Source organism: Micromonospora sp. NPDC049171 (assembly GCF_040648275.1).
Classification (GTDB): Bacteria; Actinomycetota; Actinomycetes; order Mycobacteriales; family Micromonosporaceae; genus Micromonospora.
On record NZ_JBEZDJ010000002.1, the window covers coordinates 59,753 to 73,437 of the forward strand.

The window sequence follows — 13,685 nt, forward strand, 5'->3', positions numbered from 1 at the left end:
GGTCGGGGCGGGATGTGGTCCCGCCCCGACCGCCACGACTACGTCACGTCACGACCGGCTCGCCGGTCCCGACAATCAGACCGGCTCGCCGGTGGACGGCCGTCCGATCGCGTCCCGGGGCGCCGCCGCCTTCGGATCGTCGGGCAGCCGCGCCGAGGCGGCCTGGTCCCCGAAGTCCTGATCCCCGACGTCCTGGGTGCGCTCGGCGTCCTGTTCCCGCTGGGTCCGCTCGGTCAGTTGCTGCTGCCGGGAAATCTGCTGCTTGGCCATGGCGATCCTCGCGATCCGTCGGGGCGCGGTTGCGCCGACACGGGCTGCGGTCGCTCGTCGCGTACCCGACGGTCTTTTCGGCAAACGCGGCCGGCGGCGAGGGTCATCCGGGTGCGTGCGGTGCGGTGGGTCGGGTAACCCGGCGGCAGCCGAGCACTCCGGAGGTGGGCATGGACGAGCAACGCCGCACGGTGACCATTCCGGTCGGGGACGCCCAACTCCCCGCCGACCTGATGCTGCCCGCTCAGCCGGTCGGTGTGGTGCTCTTCGCGCACGGCAGCGGCAGCTCCCGGCACAGCCCGCGCAACGTGGCGGTGGCCCGCACCCTGAACGGTCGCGGGCTCGCGACGGTGCTGGTGGACCTGCTCAGCCCGAGCGAGGACGAGGTGGACGCCCGCACCGCCGAGCTGCGGTTCGACATCGGGCTGCTGGCCAGCCGGTTGGCCGGGATCGTCGACTGGTTGGCCGGCGAGCGTCCCGCCGGTGCCGTACCAATCGGCCTGTTCGGGGCCAGCACGGGAGCCGCCGCCGCCCTGGTCGCGGCGTCGTCCCGGGCGGATCGGGTGGGTGCCGTGGTCAGCCGGGGCGGCCGGCCGGACCTGGCCGGTGCCGCGCTGGCCCAGGTGCGTACCCCGACGTTGCTGCTGGTGGGCGGCCTGGACGAGGAAGTGATCACGCTCAACGAGCGGGCGCTGGCGGAGTTGGGGGAGGTCGGCGAGCTGCGGGTGATCCCCGGTGCCACCCACCTCTTCGAGGAGCCCGGCACCCTGGAGCAGGTCGCCGACCAGGCCGGCGCCTGGTTTACCACGCAGCTCCGCTGATGATCACCCCGGGGACGTGAGGGCCGAGGCCGAGCGACGCTGTTGAACGGTGTCGATGACGCGCCACAGGACCGCGGTGATCGGGACGCTGACGAACGCGCCGGCTATCCCCGCGATCAGCGTGCCGGCGGTGACCGCCACCAGGATCACCGCCGGGTGCAGGCGGACCTGTCGCTTCATGACCAGCGGCTCCAGCAGGTTGCCCTCGATCTGCTGCACGGCGATCACGGCGGCCAGGGTGAGCAGTGCGGTGGTGGGGCCCTTCGCGGCCAGCGCCACCAACACGGCGACCGCGCCGGCCACCGTCGCTCCGATGATCGGCACGAAACCGCCGAGGAAAGTGATCAGCGCCAGCGGCAGGGCGAGCGGCACCCGCAGCACCACCAGAGCCAACCCGATGCCCAGCGCGTCGATGGCGGCGATGAACATGGTGCCCCGGCTGTACGCACCCAACGTCTGCCAACCGGCCCGGCCGGCCTCGGCCAGCACCGGCTGGGTCGTGCCGGACACCCGCGACAGCACCCAGTGCCACATCGACCGGCCGTCCTTGAGCAGGAAGAAGAGCAGCACCAGGGCGAGCAGCGCGGAGCCGAACACCTCGGTGGCGGTCCGGGCACCGGCGACCGGGTCCGGAGAGCTGCCGCTGAGCCCCTGCCGGGCCTGGTCGACAAGACGATCCAGTTGTGCCTCGCTGACCGGCAGGGTGGACGTCACGAAGTCGCGGCTGCGCTCCACCCCCTGCGTCAGCTCCTGGCTGAGCTGGTCGAACTGACTGGCGGTCAGGTTCCACACCAGGGCGCCGACACCGACCAGGATGCCGAGCAGCAGCAGTACGGTGCACAGCGCGGCCAGCGCCGCCGGCAGACGCAGCCGACGCAGCAGGAGCAGCACCGGGTCGAGCAGCGCGGTGAGGAAGATGGTGGCGGCCAGCGCGATGGCCAGCGGCGCCAGCAGGACGGCGATCCGGCCCAGCAGATAGAGACCGGCGATCACCACCACCAGGCAGGCGCTCCACGACACCGCGGTCCGGACCAGCCAGGGCAGTGCCGCCCAGGTCTGGCGTGGCCCGGAGCCGCCGGTTGTCGCGTCGGGTCCCTCTGTCGCCATGTCGGTCCTCCTCGATCTCGGCGAGGTCGGTACCCAACCGGTGACGTGCTGACACCCGTACCGGTGCGCTGCCGCTGCCCGCGCGGATCGTACGCCGGCCGCCGCCGCCCGGGTGGGCGTTCGCTAGTGCTGTTGCTTCTCGCGGAGCTCGTCCACCGAGTTGGGCCGGCCGCTCAACGCGTCGCGTATCCGGTCGACCAGCCCGATGCCGGGGGCGAGCAGCCTGTTCGCCGGGGGATGGTCCGGTGTGCTCGGATGTGGCCGGGTGGGGCCGATCCGCTTGACCGTCAGCACCTTGGCGGCCGCGTCGATCAGCTCCTCCCGGGCCGTCGCGGCGCGCAGTCGGGGGAAGAGTTCGTTCTCCTCCTCCCGTACGTGCTGGCGGATCGTGTCGGTCAGGTGGGCGAGGAGTTCGTCGAAGCGGGGGTCGGACGGGTCGACGGACTCCCACTCCTTCATGGTCCGCTCGGCGTCGGCGTGCTCGGAGATCTCCCGGTCGGCGATCTCGTCACCGTCGGGCAGTGCCTTGCGCGCGATCGGATAGACGTATGCCTCCTCGGCCACCGAGTGGCGGACGAGCTCGGCGATCACCACGTCGGCGAGACGGCGGCGGTGCTCGGGGGTGCCCTGCCGGGTCTCCAACTCGACCAGGAGTGTCTCGACCTCACGATGGTCGGCGACCAGGATGTCGACGACGTCGTGGTCGTCGGCGGTCTCTCGGTTACTCATCTGACGGCCCCTTACCGGTTGCGGATCGGTGGGAGGTGTGTGGCCCTGGTACCCCCACGGGGCTGCACAAACCCACCGATGACGATGGGTCGCACGGGGTTGTTGGTGCCGGTGGTGACCGATCGGCACGGTTGTCGTGTCGTCGTCGGGGTAACCGCCGCCATGGCCGACGACCGCCCAACCGCCGACCGCGAACAGTCGCGGCTCGACGACGCGGCCGAGCGGAGCGGCCGGGCGGTCCGGCGGGCCCGGCACCGCGGCGGGCAGGCCGGCCGGATCCGGGCCCGGCAGTGGGAGGTCACCCTGGTGATCTCGCTGCAGGCCGGGTTGGCCGCGGCGATCGCCGCCCTGCTCGCCAAGAATCTGCTCGGCCCCGGCGCGCACGTCTTCGCTCCCGCCGCCGCCGTCGGAACGATCGCCACCGCCATCGGTCAGCGAGCCCGCCGGACCTTCGCGCTGCTGGCCGGAGTGGCCCTGGGCATCATCATCGGCGACACGCTGCGGTACCTCCTCGGCTCCGGCCCGTGGCAGACCGGCGTGGTGGTCGCGCTGGCCATCGCCGCCGCGCTGCTGGTGGCCGGGAAGGGCGGTCCGCTCGTCGGTCAGGCCGGTGGTACCGCGGTGCTGATCGCCACGCTGGCCCCGATGGAGCGAGGCCTGGAGCTGCCCCGGATCTTCGACGCGCTGGTCGGCGGGGGTGTCGGCCTGGTGGTGGTCGCACTGCTGTTGCCGATCAACCCGATGCGCGTGCTGGACCGGGCCGCGGCGCCGATCTACGCGACTCTCTGCGGGCATCTCGACGAGCTGGCGCAGGCGATGCGGGCGCGTGACGGCAAGCGGACGATGGGTGTCCTGGAGCGGCTGCGGGACACCGACGACGACCTGAGCCGGCTGCACGACGCGCTCAGCGGCGCCGAGGAGGTGGTGACGATCGCGCCGGTCCGCTGGCACCGCCGACAGCAGTACCACCAGTACGCCCGTACCGCGGATCACCTGGAGCGGCTGCTGCTGGACAGCCGCGGGTTGGCCCGCTGGTCGACGACCGCGTTGCAGTACGACGAGCCGATCCCACCGGAGTTGCCGGACGCGATGGGCCGACTGGGTCAGGCGGTGGCGGCGATGCGGACGGAGTGCCGGGCCGGTGAGTACCCCCAACACACCCGCCGGTTGGTCGAGCAGTGCGCCGAGTTGGCCGGGCGGGCCTCCGCGAGCGGGGTCAAGTCGTTCGGCGAGGCAATCGTCACCGGGCTGCGTACCTCGGCCAGCGACCTGCTCCGGGCGGCCGGCTGTGAACCCGACGACGCCAATCGGATCGTGCGCCGGGCGGCCGGTGCCGGCGAGGCCGAGGTCCACCCACCGGTCCATCGACAACTGCGGCGGATCCGTCCGACGCGCGCCGCCCGGTTTCGTCGGCGTGCGCACCTGGCCGCCCGGATGCGCAACGACGGCCGGGCCGGCCTCCCCGCGAGGGAGAGACCGGCCCGGTGAGCTGGCGGGGTCAGGAGGAGTAGCCGCGCTCGGCGATCCAGTTGGCGACCTTCGGCAGGCTCATCCAGTACTCGCCCAGCGCCGGGTCGGCCGGGTCGGCGACCCGGAGGGTGTCGCCGCCGTCGCGGTAACCGACGAGGGTCAGGTAGTGGCCGCCCTCGTACGAGTGCGGGTTGCCGTCGGTGTCCACGGTGGTGCCCATGATGTTCGCCACCACCGGTCGACCGGCGTCCACGGCGGCCACCACGTCCCGGCGGAGCTGCTCGACCTGGTCGGGACGGGCCACCGCGTCACGGATCTCGGTGGTCCGGTACTTGCCGCCGGTCAGTTCGTTCAGGACCCGCGTGGTGTCCAGGGCCGACGGGGTGCCCGCCTCGGTGGTGCCCAGCAGTTTGGCCACCGCGTCCTGGGAGAGCGCCTTGCCCTGGGCGGACAGCGCGATCCGCGTCGCGGCGGGGCCGCAGTAGAAGAAGTTCGGCTGGGCCTGGTAGTCGATGCTGAGGATCCGCTCGGCGGACCGATCAGTCTGGCTCGACGACGTCGGGGCGGTCTGCGGCGGTGCGGCCTGCGCGGCTACCGCCGGGCCGAGGGCGCAACCGCCGGCGACAAGCATGCCGACGACGGACAAACCGCTCTTCTGGACGATCGGGTTCATGATCGAGTCTCCGTTCGGGGGTTGGTGCGCCTCCGACCGGCGGAGGGCAGCAGCACCGGGAATGGCGCTCGGCTCAGCGGTGGGCGACGACCGGCGGCCGGTGTCGGCCGCGGGCGTACCGGATGCGTAACGGGTCGGCGGTGGCCGGCATTCCGGCGCCGGCAAGATCCCGAAGTTGTCGGCTCCTGAGCCGGAGTCAGAGGCTGCCGAGCAGCCCGGTGACGGTGATCTCGATGACGACCCGGTCCGGATTCGGACGCGGGGTCCGATACCGCTCGGCGTAGCGGCGCTCCGCCTCGGCCACGGCGGCCCGATCCGACCGCAGCACCGCCCGGCCCTCGATGGTCAGCCAGCGGCGGCCATCCACGTGGCACACCGCCACCGCCGCGCCCGCCGCACCGGCGGCGGCCACCTGCCGGGCCTTGCGGGAGTCGCCGGAGGTGATGACCCGGGCCAGCCCGGCCGCGGGGTCGAGGGTCACCCCGACCGGTACGACGTGCGGGGTGCCGTCCGCCCGAATCGTGGTCAGCGTGGCGAGGTGCCGTTCCGCACAGAAGGCGACAACGCGCTCGTCGTGCACGTCCAACCGATGATCGCCCGCCATGCCCGTCCCCTGTTCACCGAAGCGACCCCGATCATGGCACGCGGCGGCGGACGCGATCGGGATCCGGTGGGGAATCCGGCTGGCCGGGCAGTTGGCGGCCGGCCGCCCGGCGCTGGTGCACCAGCCGGGTGAGGTAGATCAGCGCGGCGGCCAGAACGCCCATGTCGTCCAGGTAGATCGGGTCCGGCAGCACGTCCACCGGGAAGATCGTGTAGATCAGTGCCCCGTAGAAGGCGACCTTGCCGCCCGCGCCGAGCCCGGTCAGCATCCGTCGCGTACGCACCACCCGCACCGCCAGCACCACGGCGCCGACAAGTGTGGCGATCGCGAGGATGCCGGCGATCACCACGAGGACCCACGCCTGTCGGGACATGCCGTCACGCTAACCCACCCGGAGTCGGGCGGCTCAGAACGCGGGCACCGCCACGCGGCTCAGCACGCCGCAGCGCGGCTCAGAAGGCGGGGACCGCAGCGCGGCTCAGAAGGCGGGGACCGCAGCGCGGCCGCGGGCGGTCACCTTGTTTTCCCGGGTCTGCTCGACCGACGGCCTGGCAACCTCGCTGAGCGGCAGCACCGACGCCGACTCCGCCACCCGGCGCCCGGTGGCGGCGTGGGCCTCCTCGCGCAGGCTGCGGGCCGCCGCGACGGCCAACTCCGCCGCCCGCCAGGCAGCCTGCTCCTGCTCCCGGGCCGCGGCGTGCCGGGCCGCCAGATTGTCGCGGATCGCCCGCCGGAGCACCAGTTCCTGCGCGACCGGGTGCAGCCGCGGATCCCAGCCGTCGCGGTGCGCGAAGACCTCGCTGAGCTGCTCCACCGACAGCTCCCGCCGCCAGTACGCGTCCAGCGCGGCACGGTGTAGGTAGCGCTCGCGGTCCGCGTACTCGGCGGGGGTGCGGGCGGTCTGCGGCAGTGGCATGGCGGCTGCCGCGCCGAGCCGCCGGACGGCCGCCTCCGCCGCCTCGTACGCCTCCCAGGCTGCCTCGACCGCCTCCTGCGCGGCCACCCACTCGTTGCGACGGCGCTGGGCGGTGGTGGTCGCCCGGGCGGCGGCCACCCCGACCTCCTGCGCGTAGCGGCTCTGCTCCCGCTCCTCCTGCGCCTGCTCAAGTTGGCTCGGCATGGCCGCGCGGCGGATCCGGGCACCCGGGTCGAAGCGGAGTCGGCCGGGCCGTAGCAGCAGAGCGGAGACAGCGACGCCGACCACGCCGAGCAGGCTCAGCCAGATGGCGGCGGCCCGGGAGAGGTCGGGTAGGGCGGCGGAAAGGATGGATTGCATGATCAGCACCTCGCGGTCGAAGGCGGGTATCGACGGGTGGCAGAGGAGCCCGAGGAACACCGGTCGGCCGGGTGACGGGGTCAGACCCGTCGGGGGCGACTCAGCCGCCGCGACGGATTACCCGGACCGGGCCCCGGAGTGTGCCGGGCCAGGATCAGCGGGTGGGTGGGCCGCGTCGTGCGGGAACGCCACGGCCGGGATCGAGGGCCGGCGTGTGACCCGGGCCCTGGACGATCGGCCCGGCCGGTGCGGCGGTGTCGACCGGGCCAGCCGGTCGGGCGGCAGCGGGCTGCGCCGCCGACCGCTCGGTGACCGGCGTGGCATCGGGTCGGACACTTGCCACCCGGCTGCTCACGGCACTGGGCCGCAGCTGCGTCGAGGCGGGCGGTGGGGTCGCGGCGAGGGCGCCGCCCAGGCCGACCGCGAGCACCAGCGCGGTGATCGCCAGCCGGGTCAGCTCACGCAGTGACCGCAGCACAGCCCATCGGGCCGGGCGGACGAACACTGCGGACGACACCCGACCAACCTATCGCCTGCCCCGACGTGTCGCAGCACGGCGACGGCCCGATCCGGCGTGACAGCCACCACCCCGCACACTGTGGACGACGACGATCGACACCGGAAACGGCGGTGCCCCCGGCCGGATCGGGTCCGGTCGGGGGCACCGCGCGTCGTTCGGGTGGTGCCGCCGCTGGCGAGTGGTCGCCCCGCGGCGGGTCGTGGTCAGCCGCCGGAGCCGAGCACCGGCGGCGCGGCGTCCGCGCCGTCGCCCCACACCATCTCGTCCTCGGTCAACCAGGTCAGCCGCTCATCGGAGTCGTCGTCCTCCGACCGGCCCCGCCCGCCGAGCACCCCGGAGCCGTTGCGGGCCGAGCCACCGGTCGTCGCGGCCCGGCCGCCGCTGCCGCCACGTTGGCCGTCCATGCTGCGCCCGATGCCGTTGGCGGAGCGGGCTTCGGCCGGGGGCGCACCACCGGACGGACGAGCCGAGGTGGTGGGCGTGCCGCTCGAACCGGCGAGCGCGGCGGTGCGCAGCACACCGCCGGCCGGTGCCCCGCCCGGCGTGCCGTAGAGCAGCCCGGGGCCGACGCTCGCGCTGGCCGGCACCGTGGCCGACCCGGCCAGGCCGGCCAGCCCGGCGGCGGCACCCCCGGTGAGCAGTGCGCCGCCGGCAAGCGGATCCGCACCGGCGAGGACAGTGCCGCCGGAGTCGTAGTCGCTGACAGCGCCGAGCGGCCCGGTGGCCACGGCGGGCCTGCCACCGGTGCCCGAGCCGTCACCGACGCCAGGTGGTGGGGCGGCGCGCTCAAGCCTCGAAACTGTCGCGTCGCCGGTGTGCGCGCTGACGTTGCTGCTGCCGGGCCCGGCGCTCGCCTTGGCGATGGCCGAGACGCTCTGCGGCGTCGTCGACTCCGTGTTGATCCGGTTCGGGGTGTCCGGGTCGGGCAGCGGTGGGTCGACCACCCGGTCGTACGCGGAGATCTCGTAGCCGCTGGCCAACTCGGCCACCAGGTTGACCATCCGCTGGTGAGCCTTCTCCTGCTCCTGCTTGTCCTGCTGGTGACCCAGGACGCCCATGACCATCGCACCGGGCAGACCGAAGGTGACGGCGCCCTTGACCGTGCCGGAGATGGCCTTGTCGTTGTCGTCGGTCTCCTCGGGGCTCTCGGCCTGCTTGTGGGCGCTGCGCAGGTGCTCGGCCATCATGGTCAGCCCCTGCTTGATGCCCGCCATCCCCTCGCCCAACGCGTCGGAGTGGGCGACGATCAGGCCGAGTCGCCGGTGGAACTCCCGGCCCGCCGAGCCCGTCCAGGTGTTGCCGAGCTTCTCCAGGTCGCCGCTCAACTCCCGGCCGAGACCGTCGAGGACCCCCTTGAGCTCGGCCCACTGGGCGGCAACGCCCTCGATCTGCTCCGGCTTGCCGGCCATCACGCCGTCGTACAGCTGCTGGTGGCTGCTGCCCTGGTAGCGCTGGGTGTACTCAGACACGGCCGTTCTCCTTCGGCTGCAACGCCCGATCGACCCCGGACAGCGCGGCGGTCACGTCGGTGGCGTTGGCGGCGTTACGCGCCTCGGCGGTGCGGTAGTTGGTCAGGATCGTGCTCGTCGCCTGCTGCGCGGCCAGCACCGCCTGCCGGATCCGCTCGGCCTGGTCGACATAGGACTGGTGGACCTCGGTGTAGCGACGCGCCTTGTCGGTGGCGTCGAAGAAAGCACCCAATGCCGGCGGGCGGCACTGCATCTCGGAGTTGAGCTTGCGCAGCACCGTCTCGACCTGACTCAACCGCGACGCGAGGTGCTGGTGAAAGTCCTCAAGGGACAGCAGGTCGACTTCCGTACGCCCGGTCATGGCAACATCCCCGTCGTTCTGGTTGACAACCGTCAGCGACGTTCAGGTTAGTGCACCGCCGCGATTCGGTGCGACCCGTCGCGGCTGCTCAGCCGTCGGCACCGATCGATCCCACGGGCATCCCACCGCCCGCCCCGCCGGCCGGTGGGGCGGGCGGCGGAGGTGCGGCTGCCGGCGGTGCGGCCGGTGCCGGCGCGTCGGGCGAGAAGACGGCCATCGCGTCCTCCTGGGTCAGGGTGGGCCCGGTCGGGATCAGTGCGAGCAGCGAGCCGGGCACCGCGAGCGGGGTGACCCCGCCGTAGCCGAGCACGGCCAGGGTCTCCGCCGAGCCGAGCGGGTACCGGATGCCCTGCGGGCTGATCAGGTAGATCGTCGACCCGGCGGCACCGGATCCGCTGGTCCCGGCACCGGGCGAGGCCTGCGCGATGACGCCCTTGCCGCCGGGCAGCAGCACCGCCTCGGCGGTGCGTACGGCGTCCCGCCTGGTCTGGGGCACCGGCACCGGGCCCGAATCGCTCGTGGTCAGCTCGGCCGGCGCCCGGTCGAAGACTTCCAGGGTCGTGGTCGGCGGGCCGCCCGCGCTGCCCGCCCGGTACGTCGCGCAGAGCGCGGTCTGACCGGGCCTGGACGGGTAGACCGCGGGCAGCGTCGTCGGCAGCCCCTCGTCGTCCACCCGCTGCTCGACGTAGAGATCGCCGGCCTGGTCCGGGGTGATGTCGGTGATCTGGCCACCGCCCCGGACCATCAGCAGAGCGGTGATCTCACTGACCGGGGCGAGACCCTCCCGGGTCAGCACGTAGTGCTGCCCGGCGGCGCTGAACACCTGACCGATGACTGCCGGTCGGCCGGCCACCCTGCGTACGCTGCTCTCACCCTCGCCGGGCAGTGCCGGCTTGCGCAGCGGTGGCCCGGCCGGCACGGCGTTGAGCAGTTGCTGACCGACCCGTAGCGGGGTGGCGCGGGACATCTTCAGCGCCGTGATCGTCGGGTCCCCGTCGAGCACCTGGAGTCGGGTGTTTTTGGCGAGCAGGTACCGCTGCCCGTCCACCTCGACAAGCACCGAACGGTCACCCAGCGGCACGCCGCCGGGCAGCGCACGGTCGATCACCACCTTGGTGCTGGAGCGCGCGGGGTCGACCGGGTCTGGCACGTCGCAGACCGACCAGGGCAGGCCGGTCAGCGACTTGCGGTCCGGCAGGGCGTCCGGTGCCCCGACGATGCCGAGGGTGAGCCCGCGCGGCCGGTCCCGCAGTGCGGCCTGGGACATCGTCCGCGCCGCCGTATCCGGCTTGTTCAGCACCAGGCGGGCCGAGGCGTAGTTGAGCGTCGGATGCAGCCGCCCGTTCAGGAACACGTACGTCGCGCCGGTCTCCCGTTCGATGACCAGGGTCTGGTCGTTCAGTGGCGCGGTGCCACCGGTGAACTGGCCGTAGGCACCAACCCCACCCAGCACGACGGCCGCGGTGATGACACTGCCGAAGACGGCCATGCCGAGCCGTCGCATCGGCAGGTTGGTGGTCTCCGGGTCGCCCGACAGCAGCGCGGAGACGATCCGGCGGGTGACGAAGCGGTACGCCTGCACCTGATCGCGGCGGGTCCGCATGACTTACCTCCGGCGGGGTGGATCCGCGACGATCAGGTCGGGGTGCCGTCGCGGGCTTCCCTACGATAAGGGGCCGGCGGAGGTTCGTCGGGACCACCGCTCGTGGCCGGCACCGGACCGACCCGGCGCCCAGCCGTACCGTGCAGGAGGGACAGTCAGCGATGACGCAGGTTCAGGCGCGACCCGCCCGAGCGGCCACGGCCCCGTCCGACGGGGCGACGCGACCGACGCCGCCGATCGACCGACCCGGCCGTGGACGCGTCGGTCCGGTGCTCGTCGGGCAGCTCGTCGTACTGGAGCTGTGCGTGGTCGGCGTGTGGGCCGCGTCGGCCGGGCCCAGCTGGCTGCTCGGCGTGACGACCGGTGTGGCGGTGCTGATCCTCGCCGCGACCTTCGCCCGCCGAGGAGGCCTGTGGTGGTTCGAGGACCTGCTGTTGCGCGGGCGGTTGCGGCGGCGCGGCGAGCGCGCGTCGGCCGCGCTGGGCGGCGGCACGGCCGGCGACCCGCGGTTGGCCGCGCTCGCCCCCGAGCTGAGCGTGATCGAGTTGACCGACCGCGGCACCCGGCTCGGCATCGGGCGCGACGACGAGGGCTGGTTCGCGGCGGTCGCGCTCCAGCCCACCGGCGGTGCGACCGCCGGTTCGGTGGGTGCGTCCACCGTGGACGAGGTGGTGCGCGTGCTCACGGACTTCAGTGCCCCGGTCTCGCGTACCCAGGTGGTCGCACACACCCTGGTCTGGTATCCGGCGCCCGGTGCTCCGCCGGCGGCACACCGGACCGTCTGGGTGGCGCTGCGGCTGACCGTTGCCGACGCGCGGGCGGAGGCGGTGAGCCGGGGCGGCGGACTTGCCGGCGTGCACCGGACGGTGGCCGCCGGGATCGGTCGGCTGGGTAAGGCGCTGACCTCGGCGGGCCTGACCCATCGGCCGCTCACCCGGGACGAGCTGCGCGCGGCCATCGTCTCGGCCGCCGGCCTGGACCTGGGGCCGGAGGTGCCGGCGGAGACCTGGCAGGGGCTGCGCGGCGGCGGCTGGACCCACCGTTGCCTGGTGCTGCGTGGCCGAACGGACGTGCCGCTCGGCCCGCTGGTGGACGCGATCACCGCGACCTCGGCGCCGTCGCACACGGTGGCGACGACGGTGTCGGCGGACGGTCGGGTGGCGTCGCCGCTGCTGCGGGTCGCGGCGATGGACAACCACGTGGAGGCGCTGGTCAAGGTCGTCCGGGACATCGCGCAACGCACCGGCACGTCCACCCGGGCCATGGACGGTCAGCACGGACCGGGCGTCTACGCCACCGCGCCGGTCGCGTCGGCGCTGGGCGCCACCACCCGTCCGCAACAGCGCTGACCGGGGGCGGTCAGGGCCGGAGGTTGACGATCCAGCCGTAGAGGCCGCAGACCCAGAAGGCGAGCGGGACCAGCGAGATGATCAGCATGATCTCGGCGATGTCGAGCAGCCGACCCCAGACCGGCGAGATGCGCTTGCCGGCGACGGTCAGGCCGTAGATCAGGCTGACCACGGCGGCCAACACCAGCCCGCCGAGGATCAGGCCGAGTCGGACCGGCAGCGACCCGCCGGCGAAGGTGGCCGCGGCGGCCAGACCCAGCCCCACGGTGCCGGCCAGCAGCACGGGGGTGCGCTGGGCGCGGCCCAGCAACGGGCGGGCCCGCAGCAGCGACAGCAGGGCCAGCACCAGGCACAGCAGCACCGCCGACACCCGCCCGTCCAGGGCGAGCACGATCTGCGCGCCCAGCACTAGCACCGAGACGGTCCACAACAGACCGGTCATGAACTGGTCGGCGCGTTCGCTGCGCTGGAGCACCTGCCGACCGTCGACCGACTCGCTGTCGGTCTTCAGATCCTCCGGACCCGTCGGGATCGAGGGCACCGGCAGTCGCGCCAGCCGGTAGGCAGCCATCGGCAGTGCCGGCACCACCGCGAACGCGACAGCAGCCACCACCGCGGCGGAGGCCGGCGCGTCGAGATCGAGGACCAGGCAGAGCAACGCGCCAAAGCCGGTCGCGGCCCCCACCCCGATCGCGGCGAAGAAGAGCGGATAACGGTCGCCGACCGCCAGCACGGCGACCGCACCGGCCACCACCGCCGCGGTCGCCGCGAGCAGGACGTGCGGGCTGGCCAACTCGGTGAGTGGCCGATCGCCGGCGAGCAGCAACAGGCCGCCGACGGCGGCGTACCCCAGGGCGACCATGGCCAGCACCGCGCCGGTGCGGCTGTCCCCGGCGGCCCGGGACAGCACCGCCGAGCCGACCAGCAACGCCACCGCCACCAGCAGGGCGGCCAGCGCGCCGGGCAGGTGCGGCGGGCCGGCGAAGAGCGCGGCGAGCGCACCGGCACCGAGCGCCGACGCCGCGAACACCACCGCGAAGGAGCGGGTCGCGCCGACCTGCCAGGCACCGGGGCGTTGGTTGGTCGCGGTGGCGACGGCATCCACCACGTCGTCGAAGACGATCTCCGGGGCCGCCGCGGACCGGGGGTTGAAGTAGAGCACCTCACCGTCGCGGACACTGAGCTGCGCGGCGGTACGACCACCGTCCAGCGGCGCACCACCCAACCTGGACAGTGCCCAACCGCCGTGCCGCGCGCCCTCGTCGGCCATGTCCTCGCCGGCGTAGAGCAGCAGGGTGGGGAGCAGGTCGGCCATCGGCACGTCCGACGGCAGAGCCAGGTCCATCCGGGTACGCGGAGCCACGATGGTGATCCGGCTCAGCCCACCGGTCGCCGTCTTCGTCGCCACAGTGGCCTCCAGGTGTGCGTCGGTG

At 73.5% G+C, this 13,685-nt stretch carries 15 protein-coding genes; 3 read left to right on the forward strand and 12 right to left on the reverse strand.

All coding sequences use genetic code 11. The annotated features are described in order from the left end of the window. Nucleotides 1-75: 75 nt before the first annotated feature. On the reverse strand, nt 76-270 hold the full coding sequence (locus AB0B14_RS02995; protein ID WP_357072596.1) for a hypothetical protein: 195 nt from the start codon (nt 268-270) through the stop codon (nt 76-78). 170 nt (nt 271-440) lie between these two features. On the opposite strand from AB0B14_RS02995, the gene AB0B14_RS03000 reads away from it, so the two are divergent. After that, nucleotides 441-1,091, forward strand: coding sequence for a dienelactone hydrolase family protein (locus AB0B14_RS03000; protein WP_357520938.1), 651 nt, complete (start codon nt 441-443; stop codon nt 1,089-1,091). Nucleotides 1,092-1,094: 3 nt separating this feature from the next. Here the strand turns inward: AB0B14_RS03000 and AB0B14_RS03005 are convergent, their stop codons facing one another. Together AB0B14_RS03005 and AB0B14_RS03010 are read right to left on the reverse strand one after the other, a co-directional pair. Then, nucleotides 1,095-2,198 carry an AI-2E family transporter gene (locus tag AB0B14_RS03005; RefSeq protein WP_357072590.1) on the reverse strand — a complete coding sequence of 368 codons (1,104 nt, stop codon included), beginning with the start codon at nt 2,196-2,198 and terminating at the stop codon, nt 1,095-1,097. A gap of 123 nt (nt 2,199-2,321) precedes the next feature. Continuing rightward, nucleotides 2,322-2,927 carry a hemerythrin domain-containing protein gene (locus tag AB0B14_RS03010; RefSeq protein WP_357520939.1) on the reverse strand — a complete coding sequence of 202 codons (606 nt, stop codon included), beginning with the start codon at nt 2,925-2,927 and terminating at the stop codon, nt 2,322-2,324. Nucleotides 2,928-3,005: 78 nt separating this feature from the next. On the opposite strand from AB0B14_RS03010, the gene AB0B14_RS03015 reads away from it, so the two are divergent. Continuing rightward, nucleotides 3,006-4,415, forward strand: a complete 1,410-nt coding sequence (locus AB0B14_RS03015) for an FUSC family protein (RefSeq protein WP_357520941.1) — start codon at nt 3,006-3,008, stop codon at nt 4,413-4,415. 10 nt (nt 4,416-4,425) lie between these two features. Here AB0B14_RS03015 and AB0B14_RS03020 read toward each other — a convergent pair whose 3' ends face one another. From AB0B14_RS03020 to eccB, 8 genes are all read right to left on the reverse strand, one after another. Continuing rightward, complete coding sequence (locus AB0B14_RS03020; RefSeq protein ID WP_357520943.1) at nt 4,426-5,070, reverse strand: C39 family peptidase; 645 nt, start codon at nt 5,068-5,070, stop codon at nt 4,426-4,428. Between the two features lie 196 nt (nt 5,071-5,266). Then, on the reverse strand, nt 5,267-5,674 hold the full coding sequence (locus AB0B14_RS03025) for a TIGR03618 family F420-dependent PPOX class oxidoreductase (protein ID WP_357072578.1): 408 nt from the start codon (nt 5,672-5,674) through the stop codon (nt 5,267-5,269). Between the two features lie 31 nt (nt 5,675-5,705). Beyond that, nucleotides 5,706-6,047 carry a YkvA family protein gene (locus AB0B14_RS03030; protein WP_357520945.1) on the reverse strand — a complete coding sequence of 114 codons (342 nt, stop codon included), beginning with the start codon at nt 6,045-6,047 and terminating at the stop codon, nt 5,706-5,708. 105 nt (nt 6,048-6,152) lie between these two features. Further along, nucleotides 6,153-6,950: a hypothetical protein gene (locus tag AB0B14_RS03035; protein ID WP_357520947.1), complete on the reverse strand. Its 798-nt coding sequence runs from the start codon at nt 6,948-6,950 to the stop codon at nt 6,153-6,155. Between the two features lie 154 nt (nt 6,951-7,104). Continuing rightward, on the reverse strand, nt 7,105-7,467 hold the full coding sequence (locus AB0B14_RS03040) for a hypothetical protein (RefSeq protein ID WP_357520949.1): 363 nt from the start codon (nt 7,465-7,467) through the stop codon (nt 7,105-7,107). Between the two features lie 206 nt (nt 7,468-7,673). Further along, complete coding sequence (locus AB0B14_RS03045) at nt 7,674-8,939, reverse strand: WXG100 family type VII secretion target (protein WP_357520951.1); 1,266 nt, start codon at nt 8,937-8,939, stop codon at nt 7,674-7,676. Beyond that, complete coding sequence (locus AB0B14_RS03050; protein WP_357072564.1) at nt 8,932-9,300, reverse strand: hypothetical protein; 369 nt, start codon at nt 9,298-9,300, stop codon at nt 8,932-8,934. Before AB0B14_RS03050 ends, AB0B14_RS03045 begins: the two co-directional genes overlap by 8 nt. 88 nt (nt 9,301-9,388) lie before the next feature. Next, on the reverse strand, nt 9,389-10,903 hold the full coding sequence (gene eccB, locus AB0B14_RS03055) for a type VII secretion protein EccB (RefSeq protein WP_357520953.1): 1,515 nt from the start codon (nt 10,901-10,903) through the stop codon (nt 9,389-9,391). 161 nt (nt 10,904-11,064) lie between these two features. Between eccB and AB0B14_RS03060 the strand changes: the two genes are divergently transcribed. Continuing rightward, on the forward strand, nt 11,065-12,252 hold the full coding sequence (locus AB0B14_RS03060; RefSeq protein WP_357520955.1) for a type VII secretion protein EccE: 1,188 nt from the start codon (nt 11,065-11,067) through the stop codon (nt 12,250-12,252). A gap of 10 nt (nt 12,253-12,262) precedes the next feature. Here the strand turns inward: AB0B14_RS03060 and eccD are convergent, their stop codons facing one another. Beyond that, complete coding sequence (gene eccD, locus AB0B14_RS03065; protein WP_357520957.1) at nt 12,263-13,660, reverse strand: type VII secretion integral membrane protein EccD; 1,398 nt, start codon at nt 13,658-13,660, stop codon at nt 12,263-12,265. Nucleotides 13,661-13,685: the final 25 nt, after the last annotated feature.

Coding starts and splice junctions, on each gene's coding strand:
- AB0B14_RS02995 (WP_357072596.1), bottom strand. CDS start 270: ATGGCCAAGCAGCAGATTTCCCGGCAGCAGCAACTGACCGAGCGGACC.
- AB0B14_RS03000 (WP_357520938.1), top strand. CDS start 441: ATGGACGAGCAACGCCGCACGGTGACCATTCCGGTCGGGGACGCCCAA.
- AB0B14_RS03005 (WP_357072590.1), bottom strand. CDS start 2,198: ATGGCGACAGAGGGACCCGACGCGACAACCGGCGGCTCCGGGCCACGC.
- AB0B14_RS03010 (WP_357520939.1), bottom strand. CDS start 2,927: ATGAGTAACCGAGAGACCGCCGACGACCACGACGTCGTCGACATCCTG.
- AB0B14_RS03015 (WP_357520941.1), top strand. CDS start 3,006: ATGACGATGGGTCGCACGGGGTTGTTGGTGCCGGTGGTGACCGATCGG.
- AB0B14_RS03020 (WP_357520943.1), bottom strand. CDS start 5,070: ATGAACCCGATCGTCCAGAAGAGCGGTTTGTCCGTCGTCGGCATGCTT.
- AB0B14_RS03025 (WP_357072578.1), bottom strand. CDS start 5,674: ATGGCGGGCGATCATCGGTTGGACGTGCACGACGAGCGCGTTGTCGCC.
- AB0B14_RS03030 (WP_357520945.1), bottom strand. CDS start 6,047: ATGTCCCGACAGGCGTGGGTCCTCGTGGTGATCGCCGGCATCCTCGCG.
- AB0B14_RS03035 (WP_357520947.1), bottom strand. CDS start 6,950: ATGCAATCCATCCTTTCCGCCGCCCTACCCGACCTCTCCCGGGCCGCC.
- AB0B14_RS03050 (WP_357072564.1), bottom strand. CDS start 9,300: ATGACCGGGCGTACGGAAGTCGACCTGCTGTCCCTTGAGGACTTTCAC.
- eccB (WP_357520953.1), bottom strand. CDS start 10,903: ATGCGGACCCGCCGCGATCAGGTGCAGGCGTACCGCTTCGTCACCCGC.
- AB0B14_RS03060 (WP_357520955.1), top strand. CDS start 11,065: ATGACGCAGGTTCAGGCGCGACCCGCCCGAGCGGCCACGGCCCCGTCC.